This window comes from Aliiglaciecola sp., assembly GCF_039982535.1.
In the GTDB taxonomy this organism is placed as follows: Bacteria; Pseudomonadota; Gammaproteobacteria; order Enterobacterales; family Alteromonadaceae; genus Aliiglaciecola.
Genome location: NZ_JBDWYG010000039.1, coordinates 283,390 through 303,690, shown reverse-complemented (window position 1 = coordinate 303,690; position 20,301 = coordinate 283,390). Strand labels below are relative to the sequence as shown.

At 41.6% G+C, this 20,301-nt stretch carries 12 protein-coding genes; 3 read left to right on the top strand and 9 right to left on the bottom strand.

All coding sequences use genetic code 11. The features are described from left to right. Positions 1 to 150: 150 nt before the first annotated feature. From ABJV04_RS12990 to ABJV04_RS12965, 6 genes are all read right to left on the bottom strand, one after another. On the bottom strand, positions 151 to 2,196 hold the full coding sequence (locus tag ABJV04_RS12990) for a TonB-dependent receptor (RefSeq protein ID WP_348491950.1): 2,046 nt from the start codon (positions 2,194 to 2,196) through the stop codon (positions 151 to 153). A gap of 74 nt (positions 2,197 to 2,270) precedes the next feature. Continuing rightward, positions 2,271 to 3,416 carry an alpha-hydroxy acid oxidase gene (locus ABJV04_RS12985; protein ID WP_348491949.1) on the bottom strand — a complete coding sequence of 382 codons (1,146 nt, stop codon included), beginning with the start codon at positions 3,414 to 3,416 and terminating at the stop codon, positions 2,271 to 2,273. A gap of 61 nt (positions 3,417 to 3,477) precedes the next feature. After that, positions 3,478 to 6,846 (bottom strand): FG-GAP-like repeat-containing protein, encoded by a 3,369-nt coding sequence (locus ABJV04_RS12980; RefSeq protein ID WP_348491948.1) that lies wholly within the window; start codon positions 6,844 to 6,846, stop codon positions 3,478 to 3,480. Position 6,847: 1 nt separating this feature from the next. Further along, positions 6,848 to 7,309: a hypothetical protein gene (locus ABJV04_RS12975; protein WP_348491947.1), complete on the bottom strand. Its 462-nt coding sequence runs from the start codon at positions 7,307 to 7,309 to the stop codon at positions 6,848 to 6,850. Positions 7,310 to 7,377: 68 nt separating this feature from the next. After that, positions 7,378 to 8,046, bottom strand: a complete 669-nt coding sequence (locus ABJV04_RS12970; RefSeq protein ID WP_348491946.1) for a Rieske 2Fe-2S domain-containing protein — start codon at positions 8,044 to 8,046, stop codon at positions 7,378 to 7,380. A 92-nt stretch (positions 8,047 to 8,138) separates the two neighbouring features. Next, positions 8,139 to 9,938 (bottom strand): PQQ-dependent dehydrogenase, methanol/ethanol family, encoded by a 1,800-nt coding sequence (locus ABJV04_RS12965; RefSeq protein ID WP_348491945.1) that lies wholly within the window; start codon positions 9,936 to 9,938, stop codon positions 8,139 to 8,141. 369 nt (positions 9,939 to 10,307) lie between these two features. On the opposite strand from ABJV04_RS12965, the gene ABJV04_RS12960 reads away from it, so the two are divergent. Together ABJV04_RS12960 and ABJV04_RS12955 are read left to right on the top strand one after the other, a co-directional pair. Then, positions 10,308 to 12,293, top strand: coding sequence for a sigma-54-dependent Fis family transcriptional regulator (locus ABJV04_RS12960; protein WP_348491944.1), 1,986 nt, complete (start codon positions 10,308 to 10,310; stop codon positions 12,291 to 12,293). A gap of 322 nt (positions 12,294 to 12,615) precedes the next feature. Further along, positions 12,616 to 13,824 (top strand): hypothetical protein, encoded by a 1,209-nt coding sequence (locus ABJV04_RS12955; protein WP_348491943.1) that lies wholly within the window; start codon positions 12,616 to 12,618, stop codon positions 13,822 to 13,824. A 94-nt stretch (positions 13,825 to 13,918) separates the two neighbouring features. On the opposite strand, the gene ABJV04_RS12950 is transcribed toward ABJV04_RS12955, so the two are convergent. Both ABJV04_RS12950 and aldA read right to left on the bottom strand, forming a co-directional pair. Next, complete coding sequence (locus tag ABJV04_RS12950) at positions 13,919 to 14,299, bottom strand: hypothetical protein (protein WP_348491942.1); 381 nt, start codon at positions 14,297 to 14,299, stop codon at positions 13,919 to 13,921. A 64-nt stretch (positions 14,300 to 14,363) separates the two neighbouring features. Next, the gene (gene aldA, locus ABJV04_RS12945) at positions 14,364 to 15,803 is read right to left on the bottom strand and encodes an aldehyde dehydrogenase (RefSeq protein WP_348491941.1); all 1,440 of its coding nucleotides are present in this window, start codon (positions 15,801 to 15,803) and stop codon (positions 14,364 to 14,366) included. 576 nt (positions 15,804 to 16,379) lie between these two features. Between aldA and ABJV04_RS12940 the strand changes: the two genes are divergently transcribed. Then, positions 16,380 to 17,294 (top strand): hypothetical protein, encoded by a 915-nt coding sequence (locus tag ABJV04_RS12940; protein WP_348491940.1) that lies wholly within the window; start codon positions 16,380 to 16,382, stop codon positions 17,292 to 17,294. A 549-nt stretch (positions 17,295 to 17,843) separates the two neighbouring features. Here the strand turns inward: ABJV04_RS12940 and ABJV04_RS12935 are convergent. Further along, complete coding sequence (locus ABJV04_RS12935; protein ID WP_348491939.1) at positions 17,844 to 20,240, bottom strand: fatty acid cis/trans isomerase; 2,397 nt, start codon at positions 20,238 to 20,240, stop codon at positions 17,844 to 17,846. Positions 20,241 to 20,301: the final 61 nt, after the last annotated feature.

The following is a 20,301-nucleotide window of genomic DNA, read 5'->3' as shown; positions in this document are numbered from 1 at the left end:
GCCCGTGCTACAGAAAAAAAGATTAACCTGTGCATCGCCTGTAGGCGGGTGCTTTAGCCCCGCGAAGAGTTTGGCCATCGTTTTCACGGGCTAAAGCCCGTGCTACAAACTTGTGGAGGTTTGATTTATTTCCATGGCCTAAAGGCCATGCTATAAAACGAAGGTTATGCTGGCGAACAAGGTTCTAGGTAAACCAACAAAATAGCGGTAGTTACCAAATGAAATATCAGCCCGTTCTGCATAATCGCGATTAGTTAAATTATTGAGTTTCAATGACAAGGTTAGGTTATCGTTCATTTGCCAACTTGAGTGCAGGTTAAATAAATCGTGTCCCGCGTAAGTGGCAGTATTTTCTGGATCTAAATAATATTCATCCATGTGAGTCCATTCAAGACGGAAGTTTAAAGCGTTAACGGGTTGCCAATGCAATCGAGCGCCAGCCAACACTTTAGGGGCCGTATCAATATAATTCCCTTCAATATTTATAGCCGACAAAGTTAAGTCAGATTTATACGTATGTCGCCCCCAACCAACGTTGGCATCAAGCTGTACATTGTCAGCCAGTGCTGCGCGGAAGTTAAACTCCAGTCCCGCATGCATGGTTTTGCCTTCACTGATATTTTGTTTTTCGGTGTCTTGGAAAATCACATTTTCTTTTTCCATCTGATAAGCAACGGCTTCTGCCTTAAACCCTTCCCACGATGCTTTCCACCCTAACTCAACTGAAAGCACTTCCTCCGCTTCTAAGTTCGCAATTTGCTGACCACTTTGTAATCGAAATAGTTCGCCGGCTTGCGGAGCTCTAAACCCACTGCTTAAATTAGAAAAAATGATTTGATTAGGTGTAATTGAATGTAAAACACCTACACGCCAAGACCACTGTTCAAAGTCTACATTTTGATCAGAGGGACGAGTAAAACGACAATTTTCGCCCCCCTCCTCACATACATCACCATCGCTTAGGTGATTATCGTAGTCATACTTCGTCATATCGAAGCGCGCACCAACACTTAATTGGGTATTTTCTGTAATACTCCACCTTGTATGCACAAAAGGCGAAATAAGTGTCGCGTCCACATCATAATCATAGTGAACACCTTTGGGAATTGTCGCCGAAAAGTCTTCTGCTTGAGACTCTGTTAACTCACCATTGGTAAGATCAATGTCAATTCCTGAAATGAATTCCACATCGTTAAAGTGTTTTTCATATTGCCCCTGAACACCAACACTTTGTTGACTGTTCTCTTCAAGTGCTTGCCAAGGTAAATAATGTTGTAAAAAACGCATATCAGTCCAACGAACGTAAGGGGTTAGTTTGAAAACGCCTTGTTCTAGTTCTGTTTGCCACTGACTATGAGCTCGAAAACTCTTAGACTCTCGAAAGGCTTCTGGATTTAGATTCATACGTCGCATAGCATCGTCTTTGTAACTCAACTCACCCTCAATGAAACCCGCCGTCTCTTGATTTAAGTTGGCATAACTAAGGACATTTTTAACCTCCCACCGACCTACAGATTGCTGATGAATCAGATCAATTTTTTGCTGATTGAAGCCACTGTCGTTTTGATAGCCATTATCGTCAGTGATATTCCCTAGCAAGGCAAAACCAGCCTCTTCAGTACCTTGACTAAAGGTGCCTTTGAGTCGATGAAAACCATATCCGCCTACGTCAGCAGAAACTGTATTTTGTACATCTTCAACATCAGCACTAATAACGTTAATCAACCCATGAACTGCATTCGAGCCGTAAAAAACACTGTTAGGGCCTCTAACCACTTCCACTCTGCTAGCTTGTTCAGAGTTCACATCGAACAATTGATTAGCGTTACAAAATCCGGGAGCCCTCAAGGAAATACCGTCTTGAGCAAATAAAAATGCTCCACAACCACCAGCACCGGTAAAAACAGGGGAACGAATAGCAGTTAAGTGCTCTTGACCATTTCCTCGGCTTATCCAGCCTCCAGGTACAGTATTAAATAACTGATTGATATGCTGATGACCAACTTCTTCAATCTCAATTGAATCAATAATACTTACGCTACTATCGGCTTGCATAATCGCAAGGGGTTGACGAGTTGAGGTTACCGTAATTCTTTCATCTATAGCTAATGAATCAGCTAAACTGACAGCAGATACTCCACTCCCAGCCATAGTGAAAATACTGCACCAAATAATCTTAAACTTCTGACAATTCATTTTTTCACCTTGTTTTGTTTGTGCATAAATGTCTTTAGTGGACCAAATTTCTAACCACTGTGGAAACCAAAACCCTATCTGAAACGCAGGTTATTGGTGCTCAAATGTTGAATGTTTTTACAGCCCATCAAACGCATATCTCTTTCAATTTCAGTGCGCATTAAACTAAGGGCTCGTTCAACACCAGGCTGTCCCGCTGCTGCCAACCCATACAGATACATCCGTCCGATACCAACGGCTTTAGCACCAAGAGAAAGGGCCTTCAATACATGGGTTCCTCTTTGAACTCCACTATCAAACAGCACATCAATTTTATCTCCCACTGCGTCAACAATTTCCGCTAGGTGATCAAAAGAACTTCTAGAACCGTCAAGCTGCCTACCACCATGATTCGATACCACTATGCCAGTACAACCAATATCTACTGCCTTGCGAGCATCTTCTACATTCATAATTCCTTTAAGGCAAAACTCGCCCCCCCAAAACGCCACCATTTGCTCGACATCTTGCCAATTCATTGAAGGATCAAGCATTTCAGTAAAGTAACCACCTATGGAACTGGCACCACCTTTCATATCGATATGCGCCTCTAATTGCGGTAACGAAAATTTTTCATGGGTAACATAGTTGATTCCCCACATAGGCTTGGATGCAAACTCCCAAAGTCCTTTTAAATTCAATCTAAAGGGAATGGAAAAGCCAGTACGCAAATCTCTTTCACGATTTCCACCAGTGATAGAATCAACCGTCAACATCATGATTTTGATATTGGCCTGTTTCGCACGCTCCATCATCGCCTGGTTTAAGCCTCGATCTCTGTGAAAGTAGAATTGATAAACTTGCGGTGCGCTGAATTTTTCAGCGATCTCTTCCATACTGACCGTACCAAGAGAAGAAACACCGAAAAGAGTTCCAAATTTATCAGCGGCGGCGGCAACGGCGCGTTCACCTTGATGATGAAACAGGCGTTGCAACGCCGTTGGCGAGCAATAGACAGGCATAGGTAATTTGGTGCCCATCACCTCAACAGACATGTCGATTTCTTGAACCCCTGATAAGACACTCGGAATAAGGTCACATTGATTAAACGCTTGAGTATTACGTTGCATAGTTACCTCATCATCAGCACCACCATCGATGTAATCAAAAATGGGGCTAGGTAAACGTTTTTTTGCAAGTTTTCTAAAGTCGTGAAAATTATGACACTGACTTAATCTCATTCACTTTTTTCCTATATTGAAGCTAAGGTTTAAATAACAAATTTTTGAGTTTTGTAATGATTTACTCACTGATGTCATCTACATTTTTTAACGATACTGTCATTGCTCTAAGAGCTGAGTCACTGATGTCACCTTCAGGCTCTTCGGTTTGCTTAATGGTATAAAACTGATTAATCGAAATATTACGATGAATACTTTCAAACTGCTCAGCCCCAGGCCAAACAATACGAATCTCATTAACAATATCAGCACCGGCTAAACCAAAATGTAATTCAGATGGGGAGCTAGAGATAAAGCTTCCGCCAGAACGAACTTCTTGTAGTTGGGTAATACCATTTGCAGTGACATAAACTTTTGCACCTATGGCTTGAGTATTTTTAGCCAACCCTTGCAGGGTCAAATGAATGAAACCTTTGTCTGCAGATGAAGATGCATTGTTTTTATATAACAGCAACCTGTCTTGATGATTGCTAACAAGAATATCCACATCACCATCTCGGTCATAATCGAAGCAAACAACACCTCTCCCAGAGAGCCTATCGGTAATGCCCAGCTCGGCACTTTGTTCGCTAAAACTACCGTCTTGGTTAGACATAAATAGACGGCTTGGGGTGTTTTCAAATTCCCGCATCGAGCGTTTTAACTTCATATAGGCATAGGGGCTACCCAAGTGTTTGCGTAACTCACTATCCAAATCGAAACCATTTACGTGAAAGATATCGAGCCATTGGTCATTGTTGAAATCGGCAAAGCAAGCTCCCCAAGCCCACAAGCCTTCGGCAACCCCAGCTTCGTCCGTCACATCAATAAATTGTCCATCAATATTGTTGTACAGACGGTTTCCTTCTACTCCCCAGTTTCCTTCAGCTTTACCGTTAGGATCAGATACACTGCTGACAAACCAATCCAGATCGCCATCATTATCATAATCAGCTACAGCACTACCCATACCGTTTTTATCGGTAATCTGTGATAAATGAGTGATATTTTCAAAGTGACCATTACCAGTATTTTTATACACCTGACTAGTTTCAAAATCAGCTGCCAACAACAGATCTGGATAACCATCTTCATCAATGTCAGAAAAGGTACCTGTAAAGGTAAAGTCAGTGCTGCCAATCATTTCCATTAAATGCGCTTTTTTATCCGCAGCAACAAATTCCAAAGTAGTGTCAGAGCTAACATTTTCCCACAAATGATTGGGCTGCTTACCCCCCACCCCAGGCCCTCGCCAGTGGGTCGTTAGTGCATCTAAATCACCATCCAAATCATAATCGGCAAACGCAAATGACCAACTGGTTAACTGCGCTGCAATACCTGAGTTTTTAATCGGTATAAATTTTTGGTTGTTATGATTAATGTATAACGTGGGATTCTGACTATGTTGATTACCTTTTAACTCACCTGATATAGAAGACAAATTAGGGTGAACCAAATTCGAGGTAATAATATCTAAATCGTTATCCCCATCAATATCGACCATGGCGACGCCATTCGATAATTCTTTAGAAGTAATTCCCCACTGTTTGGATATGTCAGTAAAACTGCCATCTCGGTTGTTTCGGTATAAAACGTCTGCCGAACCATCTCCGGTAGGTTGAAAAATATCTGGCCAACAATCCCCGTCAACATCGCCTGCGGCAACACCGCCGCTAAAAATTAGGCGTTGCGCAGATTGTAAATTATAAAGTGGCCAAGTAATGTGGTGTCGCTTGGTTAACCCTGATCTTAAAGCCACTTCTTGGAATTTATGTGGTTTATTTTTAATCTCGTCTACCTTTGCGATTTCGCAACCAAATAAATTGGATTTAAGCACGATGGCTTTTATGCGACCTGAAGCTTTGACCTTACTACGGGTATCAGTGATTAAGGTTTTGCTCAGACTAGCCAAAGGTTTAGGAGGAGGAGCAAACTCGCCAATTTTTGCATTTAAACGCAATGAGTCAGGTGCTACTTCATTTTCATTTGGCACCCAAACCGCTAGGCATTCTTGATTATTTAAACACGGGTCAGTCAACGCACTGAGGAAAGCAGCAATGGCATCCCTTTGATGGCCATTAATATTCACATCACTAGGCAGTTTACTCAGCCCTTGCTGTTGTTGTTCTAATAAAAATTGAAGGGGCTTTTGGGAATGCGCTTCGGCCTGCGGATTTAATTCACTGACATACTGCATTTGAGGATTATTGGCAAAACTAAAATCATAACTTTTTATGGATTTAACAGGATCGATATGATGAGCAATAACGTCCTGCAATTGGGTAAATGCCCCCGAGTGTGTATAAGGAGCAGTAGCTGTCACGTTCAGTAAAGTGGGTGTCCGAAACGCGAATCTATCCTGGTCTTTTTGAGTGACCCCTCTACGCCCAAAGTCTTCTCCATTGGGCTGCTTGCCCCTACCAAATTGCGGAACAGCGATATTATGGAATTGTTCATCAGAAAAAATTGGCGGAGTGTGACAAGCAACACAATCAGCACCGCCTTGTTGCGACTGGTTGAAGAATAGTAACGCACCTTCAACTTGCAAATCTGTTAGTGCATCTTCATCGCCTTTGATATAGGCATACCAATCATTATCAATTAACACTTGGGTCGATTGGTAATAAGAAATGGCTTTTTCAATATTGCTAAAATTTATCAATGTTTCAGCATTCGCATCAGGTTCACCAAATGCGGCACGAAACAATTTTAACCATGACTGATTTTTATCATGTTGTTTCATTCTTGCTACAAGTGCGTCACGTATGCCTTCATGAGTTTGTGCAGTGGCGAAACTATAGCCGCGCATTTCGTCATTTGAGACGACAGGAAAACGGGTCTGACTGGCCAGCAAATCATTGCCTGCAGCAATATCTCCTAACCATAAATTACTATCAGGTGTGCGATGGTTTTGGCCCTTACCGCCATTCTTAGAATCTTCATCTAAAACAAAAACACGACCATCGTAAAACATTGCACGATTGTATAATGAAGAATTAAAAGTGCTTTGTGCGTGACGCGGAACATTTGGTGCACCATCAGCATTAGGATCAGCAGAAGACTGCCAATCATGCCAACGACCGGGACCGAGCAACTCGGGTTCATAAGCTGATTCGCCAACTGGCAAGCTAAGTTTATCTCCGCCCGCTAAGTACGGATGATGACAACTAGCACAGGCAACATCTTTATTGCCACTTAACGAGCGACTAAAAAATAATTCTTTGCCCAACCTAAAAAGCGGGGATGATATTGGTTTTTCATCGACGCTGGGTAAAAGAGGATAAGTTTGTTCTAGCTTATCAAGCACTGCTCTGAGCATCACTCGGTCAGCGTCTATTGTTGCGTGAGTCGGACTTTTAGTGCCACTACAGCTGATTAAAAACAAAAAAGCAGTGGCAAAGCAGAATAACTGCTTAACCACTGCAACGTGCCCTAAAGCGCGTGCTAACACTTTATTTTCCTGCACTAACTGACGCACAGGTCTCACCGCGCAGGTAAGTGTTATTAACAAAACGAATTTCGAGTTTTCCGTCCTTTGCGTCAATCTTATTTATCTTTTCTTTACCTTGATAAATATGTGACGACAAACCTTTTTCACTGCCAATGTTCATGCAATTTGGACTATAGGTCGCATTATATTGTTGTTCACCATCAATTTGCTTTTCAAAAACCGTCACTACACCTGTACCACATTGTGCCATGGCATAAATGTCATCACTTTTATCGTAAACCTGAACATGTTCTTCGGTTTCTTCATCAATCCAATGAATGTGTTTGTCAGGTGTTCTTACGAAAAAACCACCATTACAATTCACTCCGGTGATGGGCTTCGCTGCGGCTGACACAGTTGTTGATGCAGTAAGTCCCAAAAGCATTTGCGAAATAACAATTAAACTAATACTGACTTTTTTCATAATTCACTCTCTTTGGTTATCGATTAAGTAGTATTTGACTCACTACCAATTAATTTGAATTAACGTGTTTACCGACGTGGCTTACCAAATCCAATCCAACTATTAAACTCTGCGGCAACTACGAGTTCATCGTTTTCAGCGGTTAATGCCAAGGCAGGTAATTTTCTTGGGGCAGGACCAGACACTACTCCACCGCCTTCTTTGGGATTAAAAACTGACTGATGGCAAGGGCACATATAGTTTTCTTCCTCTTTTACCCAACCAGTCACTGGGCAGCCTGCGTGAGTACATATGGCGGAGTAAGCAACTATGCCGTCGGCAGACATTTGCTGTGTTTCTGTGGATAGCGACTCTTTAGAAAGTTTTTGAATCAGAATTTGGTTGTAACGAGAGCCATCCCGAACTTCCCCGGTTTTTGGATCGACAGGCACCACTAGCACTTGCTTATCCGATTTGGCGAGATCTGATATTTTAATTAAAGGTCCCTGTAAACGCTTACTAAAATAAGTAAAACGATCACCCACTTGTGGCGGCAATTTACTTTCTGGCGATTTTTTCTTGATTGCAGCTAATGCTGTATTGCCAGTAAAACAGTTCACTGCCGGTATCGCTAAAGCAAGATATTTCAGCAAATTGCGTCTCTTGCTATCTGTAATGTTATTTTGATTGGTTTGGGCACAACCGCAGCATGCTTCTTGCTCGATATCATCATGCTTATTATTTATTTTTTGTTTCATTGCTACACCTCGAACTTCAGCAGGCTAAATAGACTTTTTATTTTATTGGTTTATGAAAGTCAGGGGAGACACTCGCCTCCCCTTATAGCTTTTTAAGCGTCAGGTAAAGCGAATACCCAAATAACGCCACCTTCAGGCACATCTGATATCCACTCACCACTTTCGTCTTTTGCTGCCAAAACACCATTGGTCCAATGAGGATCAACACCGTAGCCAGCGGTTATAGCTATGTATTGCTTACCGTCTACTTCATAAGCAACAGGCGGTGCAATAGCGGTTGAGTTCAGAGGGAATTCCCAAAGTACTTCGCCAGTTTTGGCATCGAATGCTCGCAATATGCGATCATTGGTACCGGCACTAAATACAATGTTGCCAGCTGTAGATAGAACAGGACCCCAGTTCATGGTTTTGCCGTAATCGTGCTGCCATACTTTTTCGCGCTTGTTCACGTCCCAAGCTTGCATCTGGCCAACACCTTTGTTTTGATCAGCTAAATACACATCTAAATCAGGAATATCGATACCAGCCCAGAATTGACCTGAAGCAGGTTCAACATCATCTTGGAATTTACCTTCGAAGGAATTACAAATGTTGTCGTTTGCGGGGACATACATCATCCCAGTATCTGGGTTGTATGATTCGTAAGGCCAGTTTTTTCCACCCCAAAGACTTGGGCAGTAAGAAACTCGTTTGCCAGTAACTGGCACGTGGTCGTAGTCATAGGTTGGACGACCCGTTTTAGGATCCAAAGATTTAAACGCATTGTTCGCTACGAAAGGTTTACCTTCGAGATATTCAATCTTGCCTTTACCATCTCTTTCTAACCAATACATGTAACCGTTACGTTGTGGAGAAACTAAACCTTTAACCTTTTTGCGACCGTCTTTAAGACCGTCAATTAGCATAGGTGCGTTCATCGCAGCCCAGTCCCAAGAGTCATTATAGTGGTACTGATAATGCCCTTTAATTTTGCCAGTATCGGGATCCATCGCGATAGAAGATGCAACATACAAGTTGTCACCTGGACGTTGGTCACCCAACCAAGGCGAACCGTTACCTACACCCCAATAAAGAATATCTTCATCAGAGTCATAGTTACCAGGCATCCACATACTGCCGCCACCATATTTCCATGCATCAGGGCGTTTACCTTCTTTCTTCCAGGTTTCATGACCAGCCTCACCGGGGCCAGGTACGCTATAAGTTTTCCAAGCAGTTTCGCAGGTTTCTGCATCCATAGCTTCAAGGAAGCCACGTACACCATATTCGCCGCCTGAAGGACCAACTAAAATTTTACCTTTCACTGGAGTAGGAGCTGACGTGATGTATGCACCTATGCTCCAATCGCCAATTTGGCTTTGACACAAACGCTCTCCAGTTGCTGCATCCAACGCGTTTAAAGTTCCATCTAAGCCAGCAACATAAACTTTGTCACCCCACAACGCTACACCACGGCTAGTATTGTGCATAACACTTAAATCATACGGATTATCATGCTTATAACGCCAATACAGTTGTCCTGTTTTGGCGTTTAACGCAAGTACGTTGTTGTAAGGCGTAGATACAAACATAACGCCATTGTTAACTTGTGCAGGTGCTTCATGACCAGAATCCAAGTTCGTAGAATAAGTCCAAACCGGTTTAAGCTTACTGACGTTTTTAGAGTTTATTTCTTTTAGCTTACTGTACATCCAGCCTTCGTAATTACCTTTAGGCAACAACCAGTCTTGGGGTGCTGCTTCAACTAATCGTTTGTGGGTAACCGTTTTGTAGTTTTCAATTTTTTTGTTAAGCGTTGTCAAATTCGCTGCTGATACTGAATAAGCGGATATCAGTCCGACAGCGCCAATGCAACAACTAAGATATTTCATTTTAAATACTAAAGATTTCATTATTATCCGTGCCCCTGTTTGATTTTTTGATTGGCGAACTTACAAATCAATTAACATGCCAATAACATATCGAACCGGTAACTTTCCTAAACTACTGAATAGTAATGATTTTTTATTTTTCACTTTTAACGTTTTAAAAACACTATTTTTAAATAGTACACAGGTGTTGCAGCACAAATGCGAAAATGAGACACCTAAACTCTGCATATAATAAACTTCTCAAACATTTGTCAAAAAGTTGTTAAAAATTTAAAAGTTCGGTGTTATGGTGAAAAGACTGGTGAAAAAACAGGCTCAAATAACTAGGGCAAAAAGAGTATCGTTTTACTTTTTATTCTGGGAATTTAATAGTGTTGGAGAATGGATAAAATGAGACAAACACCTCAGCTCAGAACAACTAATGATGTCATCGCTTTTATGACCGGAAATTTCCAAAACCGAGATATCAGTCCAAGCGAAAAAATCGTAAATTCCTGGCAGAGAAGTATCCTTAAATATGGCCTGGACCCATATAAACAAAAGGAAGTGGAGATTCTTTCTAGTACTGAAATGCAACAACAATTGCAACGACAAGAAGACTTTTTGGATATCGCAAAACATGGTGTTACGGGTCTCTCAAAACGGATTTCCAATGCGGGATTTTCTGTAGTTTTAACAGATGAAACAGGCCTCACTTTGGACGCGAAAATTCCCAGTAGTATGCGAGAGAAATGTCAGAAATCTGGACTGCGAATCGGAGCTGGATGGTCAGAAAAACAAGTGGGAACGAATGGAATTGGCACTTGTTTAGCCGAAAAAGAATCAATTATTGTTCATCAACACGAACATTTTTTCGCCGAACAAAGCCAATTAAGTTGCTCTGTGACACCTATTTTTGATCCAATGGGTGAATTGAGGGGGTGTTTAAATGCCTCTTGTTTAGGTGCCTCGAAAAACAAAGAAAACCAATTTCTTACCTTACAAATGGTAATGATGTACGGAAGAATGATTGAAAATAGTTATTTTCGACAGGCTTATCGAAATCAAATCACCATGAGTATAAGGCCAACAGAGAGCTTTGCAGATCTCATTCAGGAGCAGTTGTTAGCAGTTAATGAACGAGGGATTATTGTTGGCGCTAATCGCTCAGCTTTTACTGAATATGATGCTCTACTGCAAGCTGACCAACAACTGCCTGGTAGTCAAATAGAGGATATCGTTGGACAATCCATAGATGAACTCCTGAGCAAAAGTAAAGGTGGAGGAGTAGTCGTCCGCTCCTTTTCTCCTAAAATGCTCGAAGAAATAGAAATCGGCTTACGAGTTCCATCAAATAAATTGAACAGTGTACACGCTGTTGCAGAACGTAAACCTGCGGAAAGCATAGCCATGAACGCTCACCCTAGCTTGCAACAACTAGCAGGTGAAGATGCCGTGGCTCAGTCGCAAATCAAACAAATAATGCGGGTTATCAATAAAGATATTCCATTTCTAATTACCGGTGAAACAGGTACTGGTAAAGAAGCATTTGCACGGGCAATTCATCGAGCCAGCGACCGTGCTGACGGTCCTTTCATTGCGCTAAATTGTGCAGCCATTCCTGAATCTCTAATTGAAAGTGAATTGTTCGGTTATCGCAGTGGCACTTTTACCGGTGCGAACAAGAAAGGTATGAAAGGTAAATTGGAATTAGCCCACGGAGGTACAATTTTCTTAGACGAAATTGGGGATATGCCGATTCAACTGCAAACTCGCTTACTACGAGTTTTAGCTGAACGAGAAACTATCCCACTCGGTGCATCAGAACCCACTCACATTGATATTCAGGTCATATCGGCTACCCATCAAAATTTACAGGAACTAATTAGTCAAAAACTGTTTCGAGAAGATTTTTATTATCGATTGAATGGTATGTCTATCGAATTACCAAACTTAAGAGACAGAAAAGACAAGGATTTTATAATTAATTACCTGTTGAACAATCTAAACTCTGAGCAAGAAATCCAAGTTTCAGAGCAAGCACGGAATGTTTTGCACAGTTATCATTGGCCAGGAAATATCCGTCAATTAGTCAGCGCTCTAAAGTTCGCTGAAGCCTTATCTGAAGATAACAAAATCGATTTAGATTGCCTGCCAAAAGATATAGTAAGTACCAACGTACAAATTGAAAAGAAAGAGCCGGTTGAAGAGTCAGCGGAACAAAATAAAACGCTTTCAAATTATGTTGGAAATCAAGAAGGACTCCACTTATTGGAAACACTTAAAAAGTATCGCTGGAATATCACCCAAGTGTCTGAAGAACTGAATATTTGCCGCTCCACTGTATATCGAAAAATGCGCAAATATAACATCGTTCAACCTAACGAAATTTACTAGCAAACGAACTATAAAATACTGTCTTATTGCACGGCTTAATTGACCTAATTTAACCCCTTTCAAAAAAGCTAACGCGTCTTGCGTTGGCTTTTTTTTGCTCCCTCAAATCCGCTCTTAGTATGTTTATCACAGGTATCATTCAGTTGTCGCATCGCTAAAGCAACATTGCGACATAAGCATCACTTTTAATTTTTATAGAAAACACAACCCATTGTTTTAATTGTATTTATTTTGTTACTGAAATGTAAAAAGCATGGCATGCGAATTGCGAAATAGTCGATGGCTAACCATTCACAGGCCACAATACAATGGGAAAATAATCATGAAAATTAAATTTAAAAAATTAAAAGTCGCATCAGCGATTCTGACCTCTTTATTAGCTAGCCAAGCCTTCGCTGCTGATACAAGTAAAATTCAATTTAGCGGTGCCGTTATGCAGTCTTGGCAGACAGGAATGGAAGTTGATGGAGCCGCGGTAAATCCAGCAGATGCGGAATCTGACTCTGGCTTCCATCGTTTGCGCTTTGCATTGAACGTTAATGCGCAGGTTTCCGAAAAAGTGTCGATATTTGCCGAGCTTGCAGAAGAACCAAATGATTGGAATAACGGCAGTGCGGCTATCTCGCAAGATTTGGCTTGGATTCAATTTGATATGAGCGATACCATGGGCTTGCGTTTAGGTAATCTCATTTCCACAACTCAGACATTCTTACGATATTCAGATGGTGCCGCGGTACAAGCTAACCCATTTGTAGGAAATGGGTTAGTTGACATGATCACCGCTGAAGAAGGTGTTTGGATTTACGGTGTTCATGATGTCTCAAATGACACAAACGTGACTTGGGATGCAGTTGTTTCTACACCTGACTTCTTTGCTGACTTTAGTGACGGTCGTGGTTATAACTATGGTTTAAGAGGAACGTTGAATTTCAAGAGTGGACTTTCTTTCGGTGCGGGTACCTTCAAGACCAATCATGATATGGATGCGGTAACAGGTAAAGCATTTGGTTCCGCAATAGGTTTAGGTGATGGCGATAACTATCAGTTCGCCAACACGCCAGTAAGTGCTAGAGGTACTCACACATTAATAATACCCGGTGTCGATGCCTTTATCTGGCAAGCTGATATTCAATACAAAACGGATAACTTCATGATCCATGGGTTATACGGTAAAGCCACCGACGATTTCAGTTGGGCAAACGGTCAAGGCAGCTTGCAGACCAATTATATCGAACAAGAATCGGAAATGGCATTTTGGTCAATTGAAGGTAAATATGATCTAACCGCTAGTGCCTACTTAGCGGTGCGCTATCAAGAATCTACAAACGATAGTGAAGGAATTGAAACGGAAAATGATGCAACAAGGTTGCAGGTTGGTGCCGGTTGGTGGATGAATGACTCAACCTTATTTAAAATTGAATATGTGAAACAAGAAGAAGAGCAATTCTCTGGTGGTGGAGCTACCGAGTTTGGTGCTGCTGGCGGCGCTGAGTGGGACGGTATAATTGCTGAAGCTTCAGTAACATTCTAAATGGTGTTGGCTATAGCCGAAGAATAATTAAATAATCAATTGCAAGGGCATACTTAATATGCCCTTTTTATTAAGCAAAAAGCCAAATTCAAAGTTAATTTTTTATTATATAAACACGATACAAATTAGATAGTTCTGCGGGATTAATATTGCGTAGCGGTAACTGGTTTTTAGGAATGCTATTTTGTATAAAAAATGAAGCTATTTCGATACTTTCAAAAATATTATTTTCATAAATGGATATAGTCGTGGGATGTCCTTCTGATAATAAAGCTAAATCATTGAAGGTTTTTCTATCAAGGTAAAACATTGCACTTTCATCAACAGCTAAGATAGCACTAAAGCTCGCAAACTCATCGTTACTATTAAAGCCTGTTGTTCTTTCTAATGCTGCGCTCTTATTCTGGTAAGTTTCCTTGCTGCATTCAACAACATGAACACCTCGATTCTTAAGTTTTCGTTTTAGTCTTTCCATGAAATTCCATACCACTTTGACCTTAATTTAGTGAGCCTCGTCAAACGAGACCCACTTAATAAGATTAAGACTGAATATAGGCCACTTGAGTGCGCATATACTCATATAATCCATGTTTACCGTCGGCTCCTCCAACACCTGATTTACGTGCTCCAGCATGAAACCCTTGCATCGCTTCAAAGTTTTCACGGTTAATATAGGTTTCTCCGTAATCTAAACCTCTGACTGCATTCATAGCGAGACTTAGATTTTGTGTATATACAGAGGATGTTAGTCCATATTCAGAAGCATTTGCATAACCAATGGCCTCATCTAAATCGGCAACGATTTGAACCGGTAACACAGCACCAAAAATCTCTTTTTGCATGATTTCCATGTCACTATTACAGCCAGTTAAAACCGTCGGTTGATAATGAAAACCTTGACCTAAATCAGCAACTTGGCCTCCAGTCACCACTTCAGCTCCTTGCTTCTTGGCAAACTCAACCATTTTTGCAACCTTATCCAAACCTACTTTATTTACCAATGGTCCCATATCAATATCAGATTGGGCCATAGGGTCACCGTATCGTGTGGCGGACATAGCTTGGCTTAGTTTTGCGATAAACTCTTCAGCCACAGAAGCCTGAACATAGACGCGTTCAGCGCAATTACAAACTTGTCCTGAGTTAATCACTCTGGAGTCTTTAATCGCTTGCGCTGCAAGGTCTAAATCAGCATCAGCCAAAACAATTGCTGGAGCTTTTCCACCTAACTCCAAATTAAGCTTGGTTACATTAGGCGCTGCGGCTGACATAATTCTAGAGCCCGTTTCGACACTCCCAGTAAAGCTGATCATATCAATTTTAGGGCTTGTAGAAAGAGCATTCCCCACTTCATGTCCTGTGCCACAAACAACATTAAATACACCTGGAGGTAAATCTGTTTCGGCAACAAGCTTAGCGAATTCAAAGCAATTGTTAGGTGTCTCTTCACTAGGTTTAACGACAATTGTATTACCGGTTATTAGTGCTGGCGCCATTTTTCGAGCAATTAGGAAAAAAGGAAAATTCCAAGGTAGAATACCGGCCACAACACCCAATGGTTTTCTAAAAACAAAGATGTTTTCTCCGGGTCTATCACTAGTGACCACCTCACCTTCAATTCGACGTGCCCACTCAGCCATATAATCAATATAGTCAGCAGTAAAATTAACTTCTACGTTTGCTAACTCTTTTGTTTTTCCCTGCTCTTTTACGATGACAGTAGCCAGCCTTTCAGCATTCTGCCTTACCTTATCGGCGATTTTCTTTAAAAAACCTGCGCGTTCTATAGCCGGCTTTTGAGCCCATGAAGACTGGGCTTTTCGCGCAGCATGAATAGCTTGTTCAACTTCCTCAGCTGAAGAATTAGGAACCTTAGACAACAAACGGCCATTTGCAGGGTTGAACACCTCAATGGTGGATGTTGGCTCAGCGCTAAACTCACCATTAATATAATTACGATAAACTGGTATATCAGACATGCTTGAATTACTCCCACGTTTTAATTTCAAGTCGTTTATAAATCATTGCGCCGTGTCTTCATGAGACTCCTTTCAAGGACTGTATCGGCTCGGAATACTCTAATCCGTTTAAACAGAATGATTGTTGATTACCAGGCAACCTTTTAGCTTTGTAATATAACCAGGTAAAAAAACATCACTTAAGACTTAGTGCAAGCGTCACACCAGCTGTTATAACTATCGCCACTTTATTGTTAAGCCAATGTTATAAAAGTGTTTTTTTATTTTAATGGGATAAAAATGACAAAAGCTATGCAGATTTGAGCGAACTTAATAAAGGAGAAAAAGCATCAAGTGTTGCATGTCCAAGTGTCGCAGATGATACAGTTTGGTGATTTTTAAGACAGTTGTAACATGGCTGATCTTATTAAGATGACCACACGCTCAAGCATGGTTAGACTCAATACTATCAACACATCCAGATTAACCTTAATTCTTCTAAGGAATATAAAGCTCTGTAATTAGGGCTATGGTATGTATATTGCTGTATCTAAGGCTACTAATAAAACAACTAAACATGACTGGCAGCTAATGATTATGAGCAACTTACAATGTTTTACAGCAATTCTAATGTTATTCGGATACACATCCAGTCTGCATGGCTTCGAAAAAACAATTTGGCAGCATAAGCTCGATTATATCGCCATTCAAGAAGTTGAAAATTTACCAACAAAAAAACAACCTGCAGCACAGATTTCACAATCCCAATTAGCCTCTGCTTTATCTGAAATTAACATCGAGCCTAAATCTTCAGACAGCCTGTTATCTTCTTGGGTAAGCAGTGATGAGGTCAAATCAGTTTTTACAGAACGAGAGGTAAAGGTTTTATCTGAGGGTTTATTTAACACCTTACAATCCCTTTCTAGTAATCAACTATTGATATTTTCAGTGTCTGATAGGCACACTTCGTTTCTTGGTATAGGCGCAGATACATTGTATTCCAGTGGTTCTGTGTATGTTAGCGGAAATGATCTGTATTTGCTGTTGGCAGAAGCTCAGGTCGATATTCAAAAAAAGTACATTAGAGCTGGAAATAGTGTCAATAATTCACGCTTTGCCACCAATTCAGAATTAAAGGGGTTTAAATTATCAAATGGCGACTACAGCTCAGAAACTGTTCACTCATGGCAACTCCAGTTGTCCGATGGTGTGACTCAGGTTAACCAACGAAAAGACTGGATAAAAATTGCATTAGATACGCCTTTACAGCAAACAAATTCTATCGCAAACACATCCCAACAAACTCCTACAACAACAAATCAAACTAATGTTAATCAAAGTAACTTAACCTTCAAAGCTGCAGAAAAAAAAGCAAGTTCAAGTCAACCTGACCAAGAAAGGCAAACAGACATCGAAGTACGTTTAGAAAAGCTCAAACAGTTGTATCTAAATGGAAAGATTCCTGAACAAATTTATTTGCAGAAAGTGAGCGCTATAATTGATGAAATTTAACGTACCAACCTGTAGGCAGGGCTTTAGCCCCGCGGAGGGTTTGGCAACCGTTTCCACGGGCTGAAGCCCGCGCTACAGAAAAAAAAGATTAACCTGTGCACAGCCTGTAGGCGGGTGCTTTAGCCCCGCGAGGGTTTGGCTATCGTTTTCACGGGCTGAAGCCCGTGCTACAGAAAAAAAGATTAACCTGTGCATCGCCTGTAGGCGGGTGCTTTAGCCCCGCGAAGAATTTGGCAACCGTTTTCACGGGCTGAAGCCCGTGCTACGACCTTTTGGGGGTTTGTTTTATTTCCATGGCCTAAAGGCCATGCTACAAGAGATGGCGGGTGGTCTTAAATGTAGGCGGGAGCTTTAGCCCCGTGGAGGATTTGGCAACCGTTTCCACGGGCTGAAGCCCGTGCTACAACCATGTGGGTTTGGTTTATTTTCATGGCCTAAAGGCCATGCTACAAGAGATGACGGCACGCCTTAATTGTAGGCGGGTGCTTTAGCCCCGCGAGGGTTTGGTTATCGTTTTCACGGGCTGAAGCCCGTGCTACAGCGGGGAATTTACCGGTTTTCTAACCTGTTGTAGTCTAACCAACCGGCTTCGATGGGATTATCTTGCATGAATATTTGGTTGAGCTTGTCACTAAATTGCCAAAAGTCTTTGGAGGTGCGGCGCACAGCAAAAGCGTCAAGAAAACTAGCGTAATCTTGTTCTGTTTTGATTTGTTGAGCCAAAGCAACCATGCGTGCTAACTCAGTTTCTTTGACCTGCCAAAATGCGTCTGGATAACTTCCCAACAACCCATGCACTAACGTCACGTTGTCATTTTTTGGATCACGGTTGGCATTTTCGGAAAATAAACTATTCACGTTAAAATGCGCACTGTTGCGTACTAGGGTGAATATTTCCTCTTTCTTACCATCTTTAGGTTCAACCATAATCATGGTTAACTCAGGTAAGATAGAAGCGCTAGTCCCTTTAATCTTGCCTAGTTGAGCCAGCAACGCCTTAGAATTAGTCGTTAATTGACTATCCTTAACCTGGTAGCGCTCGGGCAAAACCTTATCAACGTGTTGAGTGAAGATATCAAATAGCTCTTGTTTGTGATTTTTGGTTTTAAATTCCATGCCACTTGGTTGATCAAAAATACTCACTTTGCCTTCGAAAAAAGAGGTGAGCTCAGGACTAGATTTTTGGTACCAAGAAGCTAGTTCTTTACGGCGGCTATCTGGCGGTAGGAATGCCAAGAAGTTGCTTTCACCTTCCATACGCAAAAAGTCCATATACAAGCGGGTCATCAACTGATGGCCATAGTTACCATAAACATCAAAGCCTGCCACCAACAAGTAGTGAATACGTTCTAACAACGCATAATCAATGACCCAAGCGGTTTTCGGCTGTTCACCCACTAACCCTTTAATCACAGTGGCATTATCAAAATGGCGAAACACCGTTAAGGTGGCGTTTTGATTTTCGCCATCACCATCCCAAATATCGTCAGGGCTGAAGTGATGTTCTTTGTCTATTTCAGCACTCATGAAGTTGTGCCTAGCCCGCATGTAATCGCCTTGGCGTGAGGCATACTCAATCCAAGTTACCGCAAAGGCAGTGCTTTCTTTTTCTGCGGGTAGACGCAGATTGTTTTTTTGGGTTTCATAAAATGTATTGATCTCAGTTGAGGCAGCCACTTCGGGTTTAACAAAAAACACCCAGAACCTATCATTGATCACATTCAGCGCCACTTGGCCACGACACACTGGCCCTTTGATATATCCCATAATGGTATTTTGCGCTCGCTCCAACATAAATCGATAGCGCGCATTCACCGGAAGTTGAGTAAAAGCTGTTAACGGGTTTGCAGCCACTTCAGGCTGGTAACTAGGCATTTCTGTCACTTGGTAATCCGCATCCACAAACCACTGCTGCCATTTGTCGGTCAATTCTTTGTTAATGGCATAGGGCTGATGGGTTTTATTCACAATGGTTGAGGTAACGGGGTATAAACGGTAATAGACCCTAGACACCTTTGGATCGTCAAATGGGCGACGACTGGCTATTATTTCGATGGGCTGGCCTGTGGGTGTGCGAGAACGCACTAGATTATAAAATTGCGGTTGTACGTCAGCTTCATTTAGCTCACTAAAAAATAGGTGAGAGCTAAATAGATGTTCGTAGATATAGCGGGCACTCAATTGCACTTTTAAACTGTCGGCATTCAAAAACTGTTCTAACTGATCAACGGCCTTTTGTTGTGCTGCAGAAATCGGTGCCGGAGATGGCATATAAGCACCGCCCTGAATCCAGTTGATCAAGGTATTATGCTCATCATCACTTAATTCCGGTAACGCATAAGGCATTCCCCCAAATGCTTGGCTTTGGGCATAACCTTCAAATTCTTCGATTGTGGGACATTGTTGGCTGCGGTCAATACTCACATCAAAGCGCTCATCCAAAATTTTGTCATCGGGTAAAGGATTGGCCTTTTTTAAGGCTAGCATTTTAGCTAGAACCGACGCCTGGGTGTTAGCCGTTGCGGTTTGTTCACGCTCGTTTAATACTGGGTAAAAGCCCCTTTCTCGCCATTCGCTTGAGCTTTGTGCATCAATCATCAAACGATTAGGTGTCGCGGCAATAATTCGCGAACCGTGATACACCTTTTCTTTGTTTGCGCCGCGCTCAATGCCATCTGGATGAGTCATTTTCAACTGGCAAGGGGCATCATAACAGGCATGACAAACGACACAGCGGGCATTGATAACTGGGGCAACTTCATTCTCATAGAAAAGAGTCGCTGTGCTTTCTGGAGTGGCAAGAGCAGCTATTGCATGGGCCCGGTTATTGGTGTCTTCTTCACCGTAAAGTCGATTTAAATCTAAGCTTGCTATAGTTGCGCAGCCTGAACATATAAGGATGACGCCGATGAACAACTTGATCCATCTTTTCTGTTTGTATTGCATATTAGTCCAACCGGGCTAATAGACACGCCCTAGATAAAGGTGAAAAAGAAGTGAAATTTTA